General features: G+C 62.6%; 9 protein-coding genes. 2 read left to right on the top strand and 7 right to left on the bottom strand.

Going from position 1 to position 17,180, the window contains the following annotated elements:
- The first annotated feature begins 478 nt into the window (after positions 1-478).
- The gene (locus tag KHU30_RS01035; RefSeq protein ID WP_407928009.1) at positions 479-9,256 is read left to right on the top strand and encodes a GH36-type glycosyl hydrolase domain-containing protein; all 8,778 of its coding nucleotides are present in this window, start codon (positions 479-481) and stop codon (positions 9,254-9,256) included.
- Positions 9,257-9,279: 23 nt separating this feature from the next.
- On the opposite strand, the gene KHU30_RS01030 is transcribed toward KHU30_RS01035, so the two are convergent.
- The 4 genes from KHU30_RS01030 to KHU30_RS01015 all read right to left on the bottom strand — a co-directional run bounded on the left by KHU30_RS01030 (position 9,280) and on the right by KHU30_RS01015 (position 12,787).
- Complete coding sequence (locus KHU30_RS01030; protein ID WP_211440796.1) at positions 9,280-10,047, bottom strand: class I SAM-dependent methyltransferase; 768 nt, start codon at positions 10,045-10,047, stop codon at positions 9,280-9,282.
- 166 nt (positions 10,048-10,213) lie between these two features.
- Positions 10,214-10,618, bottom strand: coding sequence for an EF-hand domain-containing protein (locus KHU30_RS01025; RefSeq protein ID WP_211440795.1), 405 nt, complete (start codon positions 10,616-10,618; stop codon positions 10,214-10,216).
- Between the two features lie 60 nt (positions 10,619-10,678).
- A complete protein-coding gene (locus tag KHU30_RS01020) occupies positions 10,679-12,244 on the bottom strand; it encodes a S10 family peptidase (protein WP_211440794.1) in 1,566 nt (521 codons plus the stop codon).
- A 405-nt stretch (positions 12,245-12,649) separates the two neighbouring features.
- Positions 12,650-12,787: a hypothetical protein gene (locus tag KHU30_RS01015; RefSeq protein WP_211440793.1), complete on the bottom strand. Its 138-nt coding sequence runs from the start codon at positions 12,785-12,787 to the stop codon at positions 12,650-12,652.
- A 207-nt stretch (positions 12,788-12,994) separates the two neighbouring features.
- Between KHU30_RS01015 and KHU30_RS01010 the strand changes: the two genes are divergently transcribed.
- Positions 12,995-13,900 (top strand): LysR family transcriptional regulator, encoded by a 906-nt coding sequence (locus tag KHU30_RS01010; RefSeq protein WP_211440792.1) that lies wholly within the window; start codon positions 12,995-12,997, stop codon positions 13,898-13,900.
- Between the two features lie 12 nt (positions 13,901-13,912).
- Here KHU30_RS01010 and KHU30_RS01005 read toward each other — a convergent pair whose 3' ends face one another.
- The 3 genes from KHU30_RS01005 to mdcB all read right to left on the bottom strand — a co-directional run bounded on the left by KHU30_RS01005 (position 13,913) and on the right by mdcB (position 17,179).
- Positions 13,913-14,851, bottom strand: coding sequence for an ACP S-malonyltransferase (locus KHU30_RS01005; protein ID WP_211440791.1), 939 nt, complete (start codon positions 14,849-14,851; stop codon positions 13,913-13,915).
- 33 nt (positions 14,852-14,884) lie between these two features.
- A complete protein-coding gene (locus KHU30_RS01000; RefSeq protein WP_211440790.1) occupies positions 14,885-16,039 on the bottom strand; it encodes an ABC transporter substrate-binding protein in 1,155 nt (384 codons plus the stop codon).
- A gap of 201 nt (positions 16,040-16,240) precedes the next feature.
- Complete coding sequence (gene mdcB / locus KHU30_RS00995) at positions 16,241-17,179, bottom strand: triphosphoribosyl-dephospho-CoA synthase MdcB (RefSeq protein ID WP_211440789.1); 939 nt, start codon at positions 17,177-17,179, stop codon at positions 16,241-16,243.
- Between the last annotated feature and the right edge of the window lies 1 nt (position 17,180).

Raw genomic sequence — 17,180 nt, 5'->3', positions numbered from 1 at the left:
CAGTATGTGCGACTGTTCAATATTCTTGCGCCTGCTGCCGATGCACTGTCGGCTATATGCAGGATAGCCCCGCAAATGCCCGCATTCCGTACGGCAGCGCACACAAGCATCTGCCCGCCCGCAAATAGGCTTGCTGTTCCCGCAAGACATCATGCTGCCAAGCGATGTGCCTCAGCGCACCAGAGCGCCAGGTCCTGCCATTCCTCCGGGCGCTTGGCTTGGAGCTTCGTCCGAGAATCTGCTAATCTGTAAAACGTAGGACGGTCCGCAGGTCAGCAATCCGCGCTGCCGGCGCCAGTACTGTCACGTATCTCCTGCGGGCCGCATTTCTACCGTCCCCTGTCGAACGTCTTCTCCTGACGCGGCGCCCTTCCGCTTGCCAGAAGCGATATCCAGCAGGGCCAGAATCTGATCACTGCAAACTCTTCCGCGCCCTGCGATCCGGTTCTTTTTCGTTATAAAAATAGAAATACCAGAATTGAAAACAGACCACAAATCCGTATTCGATTACCTGCTCGGCATTAAAACCGCGCTACGCTCGGATAATGGCGGCGGCCGGGACGATGACGAGCTTCCCTTGCGCGCCGAATTGTTCAGCGCCCTGCAAATGGAGCAGCACGGCCGCATCCTGGCCAATGCGCACAAGCTCAGCCCGGAACGCGGCCGCGACCAGCTGCTGGCGCGCCTGGCCGAAAACGAAAGCGTCATCATCGATGCCTGCAGCCAGCTGACCGAGGCCATCAAAATCGGCCGCCAGGTAACGCCGGCGGCGGAATGGCTGCTCGACAATTTTTACCTGATCGAAGAACAGATCCGCACCGCCAAACGGCACCTGCCGAAAAACTACAGCCGCGCATTGCCGCGCCTGCTGCGCGGCAATTCCGCCGGCCGCCCGCGCGTGTACGATATCGCGCTGGAAACCATTTCACACGGCGACGGCCGCGTCGATCCGGAAAACCTGAGCCGCTTCGTCGCTGCCTACCAGCAGGTGGCGCCGCTGACGCTGGGCGAGCTGTGGGCGATTCCCATCATGCTGCGCCTGGCCTTGATCGAGAACCTGCGGCGGGTCGCCGCCCACTTGGCGCAGACCCGCCTCAACCGCAACCTGGCAGAATCCTGGGCCGACGCGATGGCGGAAAGCGCCGAAAACGATCCCAGCAACCTGATCCTGCTGGTGGCTGACATGGCACGCTCCAATCCACCGCTCGACAGCTCCTTCGTAGCCGAGCTGGTGCGGCGCCTGCAAGGACAGAGCCCGGCGCTGACGCTGCCCATGACCTGGCTGTCTCAGCGCCTGAACGAATCCGGCCACACCATTGAACAGCTGGTCCAGTCCGAAACCCAGCAACAGGCCGCCGACCAGGTCTCCATCAGCAACAGCATCGGCAGCCTGCGCTTCCTGGGCGCCATGGACTGGCGCGAATTCGTCGAAACCATGAGCATGGTCGACCATACCTTGCGCAAGGACCCGGGCGATGTCTATGCGCGCATGGATTTCGCCACGCGCGACTGCTACCGCCATGTGGTTGAAAAGCTCGCCAAGCACAGCCGCATGTCCGAAATCGAAGTAGCGCAGCAGGCGCTGCGGCTGGCGGCAGCCAATATGCAGCCGGGCGACAACGAAACGCGCAGCAGCCATGTCGGCTATTACCTGATTGGCAAAGGCTTGCCGCAGCTGGAGGCGGCAACCGCTTACAGGCCGCCGTTGCCGGAACGGCTGCGCAGCGCCGGCCGCGATTCGCCGCTGGCGGCGTACCTCGCCAGCATCTTGCTGCTGAGCCTGCTGGTGGCCGGCCTGATGCTTGCCAGGACTTATGCCGACGGCGCCGGCGACTGGCAGCTGGCGGGGCTGGCAATCGTCGCGCTGCTCGCCGCCAGCCAGCTGGCGCTGGCCATGGTCAACTGGTTCGCCACGCTGATCACGGTGCCGCGGCCGCTGCCGCGCATGGATTTCTCGGAAGGCATACCGCGTGAGTCGCGTACGCTGGTAGTGGTGCCCACCATGCTGTTCACCCGGCAAAACATCGACGAGCTGACCGAAACGCTGGAGGTGCGCTACCTCGCCAACCGCGATGACAACCTGCGCTTCTGCCTGCTCACCGATTTCGCGGATGCCGACAGCGAAAACCTGGCCGGCGAAGACAGCCTGCTGGAACATATCAATAATAATATTACCGAACTGAACCAGAAATACCGCCAGGAATACAGCAAGGCCCATGACGACCGTTTCCTGCTGCTGCATCGTCCGCGGCGCTGGAACCCGCAGGAAAAAACATGGATGGGGTACGAACGCAAGCGCGGCAAGCTGGCCGACCTGAACGCCTTCCTGCGCGGCGGCGAAGCAGATGCCTATTCGCTGATTGCCGGCGATACCGACAGCCTCAGCAACGTCCGCTACGTCATCACGCTGGATACCGATACGGAATTGCCGCGCGACGCCGCCAGGCAGTTCGTCGCCACCATGGCCCATCCGCTGAACCGGCCGCAGTATGACGCCAGCCGCGAACGCGTGGTCGACGGCTACGGCATCCTGCAGCCGCGAGTGGCGGTCAGCCTGCCGAGCGCCTCGGCGTCGCGCTATGAACTGCTGTGCGGCGGCGAGATCGGCATCGATCCCTACACCCGCACCGTCTCGGATGTATACCAGGACGTGTTCGGCGAAGGTTCTTTCGTCGGCAAGGGGATCTACGACATCGATGCCTTCGAGCAGGTGCTGGGCAAGCGCATGCCGGAAAACCGGGTGCTCAGCCACGATCTGCTGGAAGGCTGCTATGCCCGCGCCGGCCTGCTGAGCGACGTCCAGCTGTATGAGCAGTATCCGTCCCGCTACAGCGCCGACGTCCGCCGCCGCCATCGCTGGATACGCGGCGACTGGCAGATCGCTTCCTGGCTGCTGCCCAGCGTGCCGGGCGCGCGCGATCCGGCGAGCGGCAAGATCCTGCGCCACCGCAATCCGCTGTCCGCCTTGTCGCGCTGGAAGCTGTTCGACAACCTGCGCCGCAGCATGGCGCCGTTTGCGCTGACGGCCTTGCTGCTGGCCGGCTGGCTGCTGCCATCGGCCTGGTTCTGGAGCGGCGCGGTGCTGGCGATCATCCTGATTCCATCGATCTGCGCCAGCATCGTCAGCCTGCTGCGCAAGCCTGCCGACGTCTTGCTGCGCCAGCATTTCTCAGCCACCCTGAAAGCCGCCGGCCAGCATTTCAGCCATGCGGCGCTGACGCTGATTTTTCTGCCCTATGAAGCCGCCGTCAATCTGGACGCCGTGATCCGCACCCAGTGGCGGATACTGGTCACGCACAGGAAACTGCTGGAATGGCAACCCTCCAGCGAAACCAGCCGCCAGTCCGGCAACGGCCTGCTGTCCTATTTTCGCGACATGTGGATCGCCCCCGCCATCGCCGCCGCGGCAACCGCCTGCCTGAGCGTCGCCCAGCCGCCGGCGCTGCCAGCCGCCGCTCCTATCCTGCTGCTATGGCTGGCGTCGCCCTTCATCGCCTGGTGGATCAGCCAGCCTGTCGTCCGCCGCCAGGCGCAGCTGACTAGCGAGCAAACGCAATTCCTGCGTTCGCTGTCGCGCAAGATATGGCTCTTCTTTGAAACCTATGTCGGTCCGGAAGACAACTGGCTGCCGCTGGACAATGTCCAGGAACACCCTGTCGCCGTGGTGGCGCGGCGTACCTCGCCGACCAATATCGGCCTGTCGCTGCTGGCCAATCTGGCAGCCTACGACTTTGGCTACATCCCGGCGGGGCAACTGATCATACGCACCCAGAACACCTTTCAGACCCTCGCCGCCCTGGAACGCTACCAGGGCCATTTCTACAACTGGTACGACACCCAGTACCTGAGACCGCTGCACCCCATCTATGTCTCGACCGTGGACAGCGGCAACCTGGCCGGGCATCTGCTGACGCTGCGCCCCGGCCTGGAAGGCTTGCTGGACAGCGCCATCATCGGCGCGCGCGTCTTTCCGGGCTTGCGCGACACTTACGAAATCCTGCGCGACACCGCCGGCGGCGGCCCGCTGGCCAAGCTGGTCCAGTTCGAAAAAGATCTCGATTCGGCCTGCCAGTCCACGCCTGCCACCTTGACCGTGGCCCACGATTTCCTGCAACGCCTGAGCCATTGTGCGACCAGCTTTGTTGCCGGGCTTGACGCCGTGCCCGATACCCAGCTCAACGTCTGGGCGCGCGCGCTCGCCAGCCAGTGCCGGGAAGCGCAGGAAGAACTCGATCAGCTGGCGCCATGGGGCCGGATGCTGGCGCCGGCGGACTGGCTGGACGACTTTCCCGAGCTCGACCAGATCCCGACCTTGCGCCAGCTCGCGCGCCTGCATACGGAGTTGACCGGGAAATTTGAAAGAAAGCTGGCCGAGCAAGGCAATGTACCGCAGATCGAACGCCTGTCCACGCTGCAGCGCCTGCTGGCCGAAGGCAGCAGGCGCGCCAGTGAAAACATCCTGCTGATCGAGCAGCTGGCGACCCAGGCCGAAGAGTTCGCCAGGATGGAGTACGGTTTCCTGTACGATCCCGCCACCCATCTGCTGGCGATCGGCTACAACGTCAGCGAACGCCGGCGCGACCTCAGCTTCTACGATCTGCTGGCCTCGGAAGCCCGCATGACGACCTTCATCGCCATCGCCCAGGGCCAGCTGCCGCAGGAAAGCTGGTTCGCCCTCGGCCGCCAGCTGACCATCGCCGGCGGCGAGCCGATCCTGCTGTCGTGGAGCGGGTCGATGTTCGAATACCTGATGCCGCTGCTGGTGATGCCGACTTTCGCCAATACCCTGCTGGACCAGACCTACGACTCCGCCATCAAGCGCCAGATCGAGTACGGCGCCCAGCGCAACGTGCCGTGGGGCATTTCAGAATCGGGCTACCACACCTTCGATGCCAGCCTCAATTATCAATACCGCGCGTTCGGCGTGCCGGGCCTGGGCTTCAAGCGCGGCCTGGGCGACGACCTGGTGATCGCTCCCTACGCCTCGATGATGGCCCTGATGGTGGCGCCGGAACAGGCGTGCAGCAACCTGCAGCAACTGGCGGCGGAAGGGTTCGAAGGCGAGTACGGCTTCTTTGAAGCCATCGACTACACGCCATCGCGCCTGCCGCGCGGACAGAACAATGCCGTGATCCGCTCCTTCATGGCGCATCACCAGGGCATGGGACTCCTGGCGCTGGCCTACCTGCTGCTCGACCGCCCCATGCAAAAGCGCTTCGAATCCGATCCCCTGTTCCAGGCCACCATGTCCCTGCTGCACGAGCGCGTGCCCAAAGCCAGCGCGACTTATTCCAACACCTCCGACCTGGCCGATATCCGCACCGCGGGCGGCGACCAGGGCATACAGATGCGCGTCTTGCAGCGCACCGATCCGCGTACGCCGGAAATCCAGCTGCTGTCGAACGGCCGCTACCATGTGATGGTCACCAGCGCCGGCGGCGGCCACAGCCGCTGGAACGACCTGGCGGTCACCCGCTGGCGCGAAGACAGCACGCGCGACAACTGGGGCGCCTTCTGCTACGTGCGCGACGTCGACGAAAGCAGCAACGAAGACAGCGCCTACTTCTGGTCGACCGCTTACCAGCCGACACTGGCGCCGCCCAGGAATTACGAGGTGATCTTTTCCGAAGGCCGGGCGGAATTCCGCCGGCGCGACAACAATCTCGACATGCACACCGAGATCGTGGTGTCGCAGGAGGACGATATCGAATTGCGCCGGACCCGCATCATCAACCGCTCGCGCACGCACAGGACCATCGACATCACCAGCTATGCCGAGGTGGTGCTGGCGCCTGCGCCGGCCGACGCCACCCACCCGGCCTTCAGCAACCTGTTCGTGCAGACCGAGATCCTCGGTCCGCAACGCGCCATCCTGTGCACCCGCCGGCCGCGTTCGATGAACGAGAAAATGCCCTGGATGTTCCATCTGATGGCGATCCACGGCGCGGAACTGGATGCGGTATCGTACGAGACCGACCGCATGGAATTCCTCGGCCGCGGCAACACCGTCGCGGCGCCGCAAGCCATGCGCAAGCCCGGCCCCCTCGGCGGCAGCGCCGGGCCGGTGCTCGATCCGATCGTGGCGATCCGCTGCCAGATCACGCTGGAGCCGGAACAGGTGGTCACCATCGACATGGTGACCGGCATCGCCGACTCGCGCGATATCTGCCTCGGCCTGATCGAAAAATACCAGGACCGCCATCTGGCCGACCGCGTGGTCGAACTGTCCTGGCCGCATAGCCAGGTGGTGCTGCGCCAGCTTAACGCCAGCGAGGCCGACGCCCAGCTGTATGGCCGCCTGGCGAATTCGGTGATCTTTGTCAACCCGCTGCTGCGCGCCGACGCCAGCGTGCTGATCCGCAACCATCGCGGGCAGTCGGGCCTGTGGGGCTACGCCATTTCCGGCGACCTGCCGATCGTGCTGGTGCAGATCAAGAGCAAGGAGAATATCGAACTGGTGCGGCAACTGGTGCAAGCCCATGCCTACTGGCGCTCGAAAGGGCTGGCGGTCGACCTGGTGATCTGGAACGAAGACCATGCCGGCTACCGCCAGCTGTTGCAGGAACAGATCATGGGCTTGATTTCCTCGGTCACCGGCGCCAATGCAATCGACCGCCCGGGCGGCATTTTCCTGCGGCTGGTGGACCAGATTTCCGACGAAGACCGGATCCTGTTCAAGGCTGTGGCGCGGGTGATCCTGACCGACAGCCGCGGCACGCTGGCCGAACAGATCAACCGCCGCGACCTGATGGAGATCCGGGTGCCGCGCCTGACGCCGACACTCCGGCCGCAAGCATTCAGCGTGCCCGACGGGCTGGCCCTGGCCAGCCGACAGCTGCTGATGGCAAACGGCCTGGGCGGCTTCAGCGCCGACGGCCGCGAATATGTCATCGCCACCTCGCCCACGCAAACCACGCCGGCGCCATGGAGCAACGTGATCGCCAATCCGCAGTTCGGCACGGTCGTTTCCGAAAGCGGACAAGCCTACACCTGGGGCGAGAACGCCCACGAATTCCGCCTGACTCCCTGGGCCAACGATCCGGTCAGCGATAGCGGCGGCGAAGCCTTCTACCTGCGCGACGAAGAAAGCGGCCGCTATTGGTCGCCGGCGCCATTGCCGCGCCGCGGCGCCGGCGGCTATGTGACGCGCCACGGTTTCGGCTACAGCGTCTTCGAGCATATCGAGGAAGGCATCGTCTCTGAACTGACGGTCTATGTCGCTATCGATGCCCCGGTCAAATACTCCGTGCTGCGCGTGCGCAACGAATCGGATGGGGTGCGCAAGCTGTCCGCCACCGGCTATGCCGAATGGGTGCTGGGCGAATTGCGCCCAAAGTCGGTGATGCATATCGTCACTGAAATCGATCCTGCCAGCGGCGCCCTGCTGGCGCGCAATCGCTACAACACCGAATTCCCCGACCGCACCGCCTTCTTCGATGTCGACGCTAGTGTCCGCAGCGTCAGCGGCGACCGCTACGAATTCATCGGCCGCAACGGTTCCCTGCAAAGCCCGGCGGCGATGGAACGGATACGCTTGTCGGGCAAGGTCGGCGCCGGACTCGATCCTTGCGCCGCGATCCAGCAGAAGTTCGAACTCAGTCCCGGCCAGCAGCGAGAAATCGTGTTCATGCTCGGCGTCGCCGATAGCCATCACGACAACCTGGGCGAGCTGCTGCAACGTCGCCGCGGCGCAGCTGCGGCGCAAACGGCGTTGCAAGCGGTCCATGCGTTCTGGGAGCGTACCCTGGGTGCAATACAGATAGAAACGCCGGACCCGGCGCTGAACCTGCTGGCCAACGGCTGGCTGATGTATCAGGTGATTTCTTGCCGCATGTGGGCGCGCAGCGGCTACTACCAGTCGGGCGGCGCGTTCGGCTTCCGCGACCAGCTGCAGGACGCCATGGCCCTGGTGCATAGCCAGCCGCAGCTGCTGCGCGAGCATCTGCTGCTGTGCGCCGCCCACCAGTTCATCGAAGGCGATGTCCAGCACTGGTGGCATCCGCCCACCGACCGCGGCGTCCGCACCCATTGTTCCGACGATTTCCTGTGGCTGCCGCTGGCGGTGCATCGCTATGTCAGCACCACCGGTGACATTACCGTGCTGGACGAAACCGCGCACTTCCTGGAAGGACGGGCAGTGAACCCGGATGAAGATTCCTACTACGACCTGCCGGGCCGCTCCAGCGAGGTGGCGACGCTGTATGCCCATTGCGTGCGCGCCATCGAACACGGCTTGCGCTTCGGTGCGCATGGGCTATCGCTGATGGGTTCGTGCGACTGGAACGACGGCATGGACAAGGTCGGCGAAAAGGGCAAAGGCGAAAGCGTCTGGCTCAGCTTCTTCCTGTACGAGGTCCTGACCAGTTTTACCGAAATCGCCGCCGGCCGCCAGGACCAGGCCTTCGCCGAGCGTTGCCGGGCTGAGGCCGCGAAGCTGAAGAAAAACATCGCCGCCAACGGCTGGGACGGCGCCTGGTACCGGCGCGCCTATTTCGACGACGGCACGCCGCTCGGCTCTGCCAAGAATGTCGAATGCCAGATCGATTCGATTTCGCAAAGCTGGTCGGTGCTGTCCGGCGGCGGCGATCCCCAGCGCAGCCTGATGGCGATGCAGGCGGTGGATGAACGCCTGGTGCGGCGCAAGGACGGCATCATCCAGCTGCTCGATCCGCCGTTCGACAAATCCGACCAGAACCCCGGCTACATCCGCGGCTACGTACCCGGCGTGCGTGAGAACGGCGGCCAGTACACCCACGCGGCAATCTGGACCGTGATGGCTTTCGCCAAGCTGGGCGACCAGAAACGCGCCTGGGAACTGATGCGGCTGATCAATCCGCTCGGCCACGGCAAGACTGCAAGCAAGATCGCCAGGTACAAGGTCGAGCCCTACGTGGTCGCCGCCGACGTCTATGCCGGCGTACCGCACGTCGGCCGCGGCGGCTGGACCTGGTATACCGGATCGGCTGGATGGATGTATCGCCTGATCGTCGAATCGCTGCTCGGCCTGCGCCTGGCCGGCGATAAGCTGTACGTAGCGCCCTGCTTGCCGGACAACTGGACATCCTGCCGCCTGGCCTACCGCTATCGCGACACCACCTATCAGATAGTGCTGCACCAGGGTGTCGCCGATGGCGTCGCCAGCTACATCAAGGTCGACGGCGCGATGCAGACGGACGCCGCGATTGCGCTGATCGACGACAAGCGCGAGCATGCGGTGGAGATATTGCTGCCGGCTCGGCCGGCAGCAGCTACATAGCCTCGATGCAGCAGGTGGGAAATTCAGGCAGCGGGACGCATGGCTGCGACAATCGGCTGGTAATATCCAGTCGCAGCCGGTGGCAGGATTTGCACTTGCTTAAAGCCCGCCTTGCTCGCATGAGCAGCCACTTCCTGCGGCGTAATCGCGCGATAACGACCGGCAAAGTGGCTGGTCTGCCATGCCATGTCCGGCATCTGGCGCGTGATATACAGATGGACCATGTAACGGCGCTCATCCAGCCAGTCCCAGACCTGATGCACGATACGGCGGCGGCCGTCGTCCATGAACATCGCCGGCGGCATCATTTCCGGCCGCTGCTCCATCAACGGCCCGTAGTCACGCAGGCTGAGCATGAGCCTGCCGCCGGGCCGCAGCCTCTGGTACATCGCCGCCAGCGCCTGGTCGATATCTTCTTCGCTATCGAGATGCGGCAAGGCGTTATCGAAAGCCAGCACCACGCCGTATTCACCGGAAGCCGAGGTGTCCAGCAGGCGCATGTCATCCGTGCGGAATGGAATAGACAGACCACGCTTGCCTGCTTCCAGCCTAGCGCGCTCGATCTCGGCCCAGGAAAGATCGCTGCCTTCGACCTGATAACCGCGGCCTGCCAGTCCCAGCGCCTGGGTGCCGATGCCGCAGGCGCAATCCAGCACCTTGCCGACCGCCGCCGGCGCCGGCAGCAACGCGGACAAAATCATTCCCTGCTGTTCTATCGTTGCAGCCCAGTCGGCGAAAATCAGATGATAGGCGGAGGCCATGTCATCGTAGAAGGTATCGGCAATCTGCATCAAGGACCCGCCTTCTCGGCGGGCAAGACAGGCAACAATGGGCGCATCGGCATTCCCCTTTTGGTCTGGTGACGTCGAGGTAATTTAACACGGATAAACGGCATGGATGACAGTTTGCCGTCCATGCCGTCGACGTGACTTTGCTGCCGCAGCGATTCGTCAAGACCTAGAAGTTCGCCCCATTGGCGCGCATATAAGCCTTGACGTTGTCGAAGGTGACCCTGCCGGCGTGATTGACATCGATCTGCTCGAAATTGTTGGCGACAAAGCCGAAGCCCGCCTGCTGCGCCTGGGCCTTGGTGACGGAACCGCTGTTGCTGCTGTCGGCTTCGCTGAATTTCGCTTGCAGCTTCTGCAGGGCCCGTTCTTGCAGCGAGGCGCCAGCCGCGGCCGGCCTGGCGGCGATGCGGGCGGCGGCCTTGACGTGCGCCGGCACGTAAGGATCGCCCAGCTGCGCCATGCCCTGGCGCGCGGGCGTGGTGGTGGCGTTGACGGTGCTTTGCGCCAGCGCCGCAGCAGGCAGGATGATGGCGAGAGACGAGACCGCCAAAAGTGTCAGGAATGATTTCATATCAGCTCCAGTACCTATCGGGTTGAATGGCCAGCAGGATGTGCGAAATATCCGCGCGCATCATGAGCGGCTGCCGTAATACCGCACCAGATCGTCTTTCATCATCAGGCGCGACGGATCGAACAGGTAAATCATGTGGCCGCCGCGATAATGCGTGATCTGCAAGCCGGAAATCGGCCCCAGGCGGCCCAGGTCCAGCTCCGTATTGTAGAAAGGCGTGGCGAGGTCATGGTAGCCGTTCGCCGACAATACCTTGAGCTTGGGATTCTGATAGATGGCTGCCGCCAGGTCGGGAATCGTATCCGGCAGAGGCAGGCCATCGTGGGTCCAGACCCAGTTCTGGATGGTGTCGCCGTTTTCTATGTTGTAGGCCGAGACCGCGGTGTATTTCAAACCGTGCGGCAGATAGTCATTCATGCGGTCGGTGAACGGCTGTGTGATCAGGGTGCTGGAAGGGTCGCCATCGGCCGCCAGCGGGCTGCCGTTGACCGCCACCACCCGGCCGTCATAGCGGCCGATCACGGAACCGGGAATCAGGTTGGCGCGGAAAGTGGTTTCGTCCAGGTTGAAATCGGCCTTCCATTGCGGCACGGTATAACCGCTGTTGAAGAACAGCTGGTTCAGCAGGTCGGCCGAGGGTTGCGTATTCGAAGCCAGGAAGGCATCCACCGCTGGCTCATAGCTGCCGGCCACGAAAGTGCGCATCTGCTTGGCGAACTTGGTGAGATTGGCCGGCGCCGGCGTCACCAGGTTGAAATAGGCTCCCACTGCTGCATAGCCTGGGAAGTACGGTCCATACGAGCCGCCGTTAAAGTCGGCGTTCGAGTTGTAGTTCAGGATGGCCGATTGCAGCACCACGCCAGTCAGCTTGGTGCCGGCCATTTCCAGCAGGTTGGCGAGGACGTCGGTGCGCGGCGTGCCATACGATTCGCCAAACAGGTACTTGGGCGATTCCAGCCGGTGATTGGCATTGAGGTAGCGCGTGACGAAATCCCGGAACACCGCCGCATCGCTGTCCACACCCCAGAAAGTCTGGTTGGTGTTGGGGCTGATGGCTTCGGAGAAGCCGGTGCCGACCGCATCGACGAACACCATGTCAGTGGTGTCGATCAGGCTTTGCTTGTTGTCGACAAACGGGAATGGCAGCGGCTCCGTGGTGGCCGGATCGCCGGTCACGATGCGCTTGGGGCTGAAGGAGCCGAGGTGCAGCCATACCGACGACGAGCCCGGGCCGCCATTATAGAAAAAGGTGACCGGCCGCTTGCCGGCGTCCTGTTTGTCAGCGGTATAGGCAACGTAGAAAATCGAGGCCTCCGGCTTGCCTGTTTTCGGATCGGCGGCGGTCAGATGGCCTGCGGTCGCGGTGTAGCGGATGGTCCTGCCGTTGATCGAAATGCTGTTGTGGGTGACCGCGGCGTTTTCCGTCACCTGCGCGGCAGTAAGCGCATCGCCGGCGCCGAAGCCGTACAGCGTCTTGTCGTTATAAGGCTGGTCGGCCGGCAGCCGCGCCGCCACCGCCTCGCCTTGCAGCGTCTCCTGCGCCAGCGCCTGATGGGCGGCAAATGCCAGCGCACATAATTGTAGGGAAACGGCCAGGCCAAACAAAAGTTTTCGTTTAATCGACATGTAGTCCTCGCAAGTTGTATTCACCGATGCTGCCGGCGGCAAACAATAAAAATCCCACCTGCGACAGGCAGCTGATGCTTGTCACGGGAATTCGACATCGACTCATGACCAGGGCCTGAGTCAGTCATGCATATGCAAGATGTATTTTTACGGACTGAAAGGAAGTGGTGAAACGGGTGAAAATTTGTTGTCGTATGACAATATATGCAAAGAACGCGAGGTATTCAAGGTGGCGGCCAGCAAGTTCGTGAAATTTATTTCCTGCCGCCGCACAGCCATATACAGACCTGTATGTACTGATACCCTATGCGCAAATATTACCAGTTGCGCGGGCAGGCTTGCATGCGATTTTCGGCGCAGCCGCTGAAGGCAAGCCGCCGTCAGCAGCAAGAGCTTTGACGAGGATCAAGGGTCGCCCTGCTTCGATCCGTCGACGGCAGGCGGGACCTCGGCGGAGCCGCTCCGCCGCGCAAAGGTTAAATTGGCGAAAATGCTGATCGCGACGCCGCTCGCGCCGATCACAATGAGTAAAATTTCGGACATGAGATTCCCCTGATCGTCCTGGTGAAAGCACCAGCGATTTTTATGTTGACCACCTCGAAAAGCCAAGGTAAAACAGCGTGGCGGCAACGCGCCGAACACGATATCGGCAAGCGCCGCATGCCTTCACTGTAGCGTTACAGGCAAGGCCAGCGCCAATACCGAATATGGCGGCCATCTATCTCGAAACGGCATAGCAATGACTTCACAATGATTTCACTCAGACAGCTCAAGTATTTCGTCGAAATTGTCGACGCCGGCAGCTATACCCGCGCCGCCGAACACCTGTTCATCGCGCAGTCGGCCTTGAGCCGCCAGATGAAGGAACTGGAAATCGACATGCAGGTCAGCCTGCTGCAGCGCGATTCGCGCCATATCGAGCTGACCGAGGCGGGGCAACTGTTCTATGAAAGAAGCAAACGGATCCTGGAAGATATCGAAGACGCCATTGTCCAGGCGCATCAGGTCGGCAAGGGCGAACAGGGCCGCATCCGCGTACTGCATTCGAGTTCGGTCACCTTGTCCGCCGCCATGGGCAATATTTTCAATACGCTGCTGACGCAGTTTCCCGGCGTATCGCTGGATTTTTCCCGCGCGCCCTCAGAGCACCAGGCGCTGGACATCGACGAAGGCCGCGCCGATTTCGGCCTGGTGCGGCTGCCGATATTGCGCCAGCTGCCGAACATCCAGGTCAAGAAAATATTTTCTGAAAAACTGGTGGTGGCGCTGTCCAAGGATCATCGCTTTGCCCACAGAAGCACGATCGGCATCGCCGAGCTGCGCGACGAACACTTTGTATCGGTGCCGCACAAGGACCGCGGCGGCCTCAGCAACCTGGTGGCGGCGCTGTGCATGCGGCATGATTTCTTCCCCAAGGCTTCGCGCGCCACCTCGCGCAAGGCCTCGCTGCTGAATCTGATTGAAGCCAACCTGGGGATTGCGATCGTGCCGGAAAGCATGCAAGAGATCGCGCCGGCGGGGATCCGTTTCCTGCAACTGCCGCCGCAGGATGCGCAATCCGACGTTGCCGTGATTTACCGGCGCGATGCCGCACCCATGGTAGCCGCCTTTATCGCCGCATTCCTGCTGCTGATGCCGCATGCGGAGCAAGCCTGAGCGGCCTGGCCGTCACAAGCGCTGCAGCCAGTTGACAATGCCCTGCAGCGAACGGAACTCGCTCGCCGAGCGGCATGCGATATGAGGATGGCGCGCCGCCAGCATGCGCGACAGCGCTGCCCCCGGCCCCAGTTCCAGCGCTGCCGTAATGCCGCGCTCGGCGCAGGCATCCATGCATGCGTTCCAGCGGATGGTGTGCGCCAGCTGCCGCGACAGCGTCTCTATCGCTTGTTCTTTTCGTGTCAGGATACGGGCATCAAGGCCGGACAGCAGCGGCAGCGAGGGATCGCGCGACAATTGCTGCTTGAGCTGCTGCGCAAACGGCGCGACCGCGGCTGCCATCAAGGGAGTATGCGAAGCCACCGTCACCGGCAGCAGCGTTATTCTTCCGCCCTGCCTTTCGATTTCGGCGGCAGCGCCCGGCAAATCCTGCTGCAGGCCGCCCGCGATGCAGCTGTCGGCATCGGTTTCTATCGCCACGTGCAGCTGCTGCGACGCCAGCAAGGCTGCCAGCGGCCGCAAGGCGATGCCGCTGACGGCAAACAAGACTTGCGGCGATCCCGGCAGCAGGCATGCGTCCATCAGCTGCGCCCGCGCCTGCGCCAGGGCGATCGCCTGCGGCGCGGACATGGCGCCGGCGACATGCCAGGCCGCCAGCTCGCCGATGCTGTATCCGGCCACCAGCTCCGGCGGCGGCAATTGCGCCTGCAATGCGGACCAGATCGCGGCCGTAGCAGCTACGATCAGCGGTTGCGCCAGGCGGTTGGAGAACAGCAGATCCTGGTCCTGCAGGACCTCTGGCAGCGACAGGCCCGGCAGCGTTGCAGCCAGCCAAGGATCGAGCAACTGCGCCAGCAACCCCGCGCTTGCGGGATCGCTGCGCGCCAACTCGAACATCGACGCATGCTGCCCGCCCTGCCCTGAGCACAGCAGCGCCAGCCGCGGCGTCATGGCTGACTCGCCGCGGTTTGCTGCGATTGCGGCTTAGCGCAGTACGTAGCCATCCTTGCCGATCACGGTCAACTCAATGAAATTCAAGCCGTCGCGGCTGTTCGGGCCATACTTGAGGGCCATGCCGCCGATATCGTAACCGCCCATGCTTTCCAGGCCGCTGACCAGGCTGTCGCGGGTCGGCTTGTTGCCGGCGCGGCGCAAGCCTTCCACCAGCACCTTGGCCGAGATGAAGCCTTCCAGCGTCGGGTAGGAATCGGACAATTCGCTGCGGGTCTTCAGCGCAGTCATGAATTCCTTGGAAATCTGCGTGCTGGAGCTTCTTGGATTCGGAAACACTTGCGTCATGCCCAGGCCGCGCGCGTCTTTCCCCAGGCCTTGCAGGAACACCTGCGAGCTGACGTTGGACAAGGTGATCAGCTGCTGCTGGCCGCCGGCTTCGCGATACTGCTTGATGAAGGCAGCGCACGGCTTGGCGGTGCAAATCATCAGGACTGCCTGTGGCTTGGCATCGAAGATCTTCTTGACCGCGCCCTCCACCGCCACGGTGTTGCGTTCATAGTTGGCGACTAACGGCTCCGGCAATTTATTCTTCTTGATCGCTTGCTTCAAGCCTTCCAGCGCGTCATTGCCGAAGGAATCGTTGGAGACCAGCACCGCATAGCGCTGCAGGCCCATGCCGGACAGCTGCTCGATCGCGGTGCCGACTTCGTCGCGATACTTGGAACGCACATTGAACAGATAGTGCTGCATAGGCTCGTGCAGCGAGGTCGCGCCGCTGACCGGTGCAATCAGCGGCACCTTAGCGTCGTTGATGGCGCCCAGGATGGATTCGGTGGTCGGGGTGCCGCGATACAGGAACAGCGCGAACGCATTCTTTTCATTGAGCAGCTTGCGGGTATTTTCGACGGTGCGCTTCGGCTCGAAACCGTCGTCCAGCGACTCCAGCACGATCTTGCGGCCGAACACGCCGCCTTGCTTGTTGACGATATCGAAATACAGCTGGGCGCCTGCCGTGGCTTGCTTCACTTCTTCCGCCGTGGTGCCTGTAAAACCGGCAGACTGGCCGATCACGATGGTGTTGCTGGTGATGCCCGGTTCCGCGATAGCGCTACCAGCCGCAAGCAAGCCAAACAGGCCCAACGCGCTGATGCTGACAGCCAAAGACAACTTCTGATGCACTTTCATTTGTTCTCCAGAGATATTCGTCGACGCAGTATCCGCATGGAAGGCCGCCCGCGCAGAACCTGTTCACGATCTCTAACGAGCCCGCGTGACCTGGCGCTAAACGGCGCAGAAAAACCGGAGTGTACTTTTTTTTGTACACCGTGGTTTTGAGCACCGTTTAGCGCCAGGTCACGCGGGCGCAGTAAGATCGTGGACAGATTCTCAGCGCAGGTAACTTAATCCATGCAGCAAATAAGTGGCGGCCAATAAATCGGCAGCGCCACCGGGCGACAGCTTATCCTGAATAAATACTTTATGGCAACTAATTGCTTGTTCACGCCAATCTTTTATCGCACTGCCTCCCATTTCCAGGAAAGCCCGCGCGCATGCTTTCACCTTGTCGGCCGCCGCCGGGCCGCCCCGGTGGTAGAGATTGGTGTCGCTGATGCTCGCCATGAGGACGAACAAGGCGTCCACCGCGGCGGCGTCGTAGCCGCGGCCTGCTCCCAGCGTCGACAGGAAGCGCGGCAAAGCCGCTTCGAATAGCGATGGAAATCCCAGCGCCGCTTCTTCGCTGGCGCCGCTGACCGCATATTTTTCCGCCGCCAGCCGCCCATGCGAAGGTTCGGCGCAATGCGTGCTCGCCGCTCTTTCCTGCATATGCCGGGTCAAGGCATCGCCCCACTGTATCAGCAATGTGGCGCGGATGGCCGGCGCCGACAAGGACATGCCGCGGCCATGGCAATAGCCGGCCGCCGCGCACAACAGGCCGAGGCAAAAAATCGCGCCGCGGTGAGTGTTGACGCCGGCGGTCGCCTTCAGCATGGTCTGTTCAGCGCCAATGCCGAGTTGCCGCAATACGGCGAATTCCTTGCCTGCCACGCCAGCTTGCGTGATGCGAGCGAAATAATGACGCAGCGAAAACAGGCTGCGCATGAATGTGCCGGCATCCATGTCGCTGTGGCTGCCGTTATCAACCAGGGACACCAGGCCGGGTTTCGGATACAACTGCAATTCGCGATACAGACTGCGCAAGGCGAGCCGTGCGACTTGCAGGCAGAAGACTTGCTGCTGACGTGCGCTTTGTTGCGGCAGGCTGTGCCGGCGCAACTGCGGCGAGGCCGGAGGATGCAAGGGGGGATGGCAGGCTGCGCGTGTCATG

It is taken from the genome of Collimonas humicola (assembly GCF_018304945.1).
In the GTDB taxonomy this organism is placed as follows: domain Bacteria; phylum Pseudomonadota; class Gammaproteobacteria; order Burkholderiales; family Burkholderiaceae_D; genus Collimonas; species Collimonas humicola.
The sequence above is the reverse complement of the archived record's forward strand: the minus strand, read 5'-3'. Positions and strand labels throughout refer to the sequence as shown.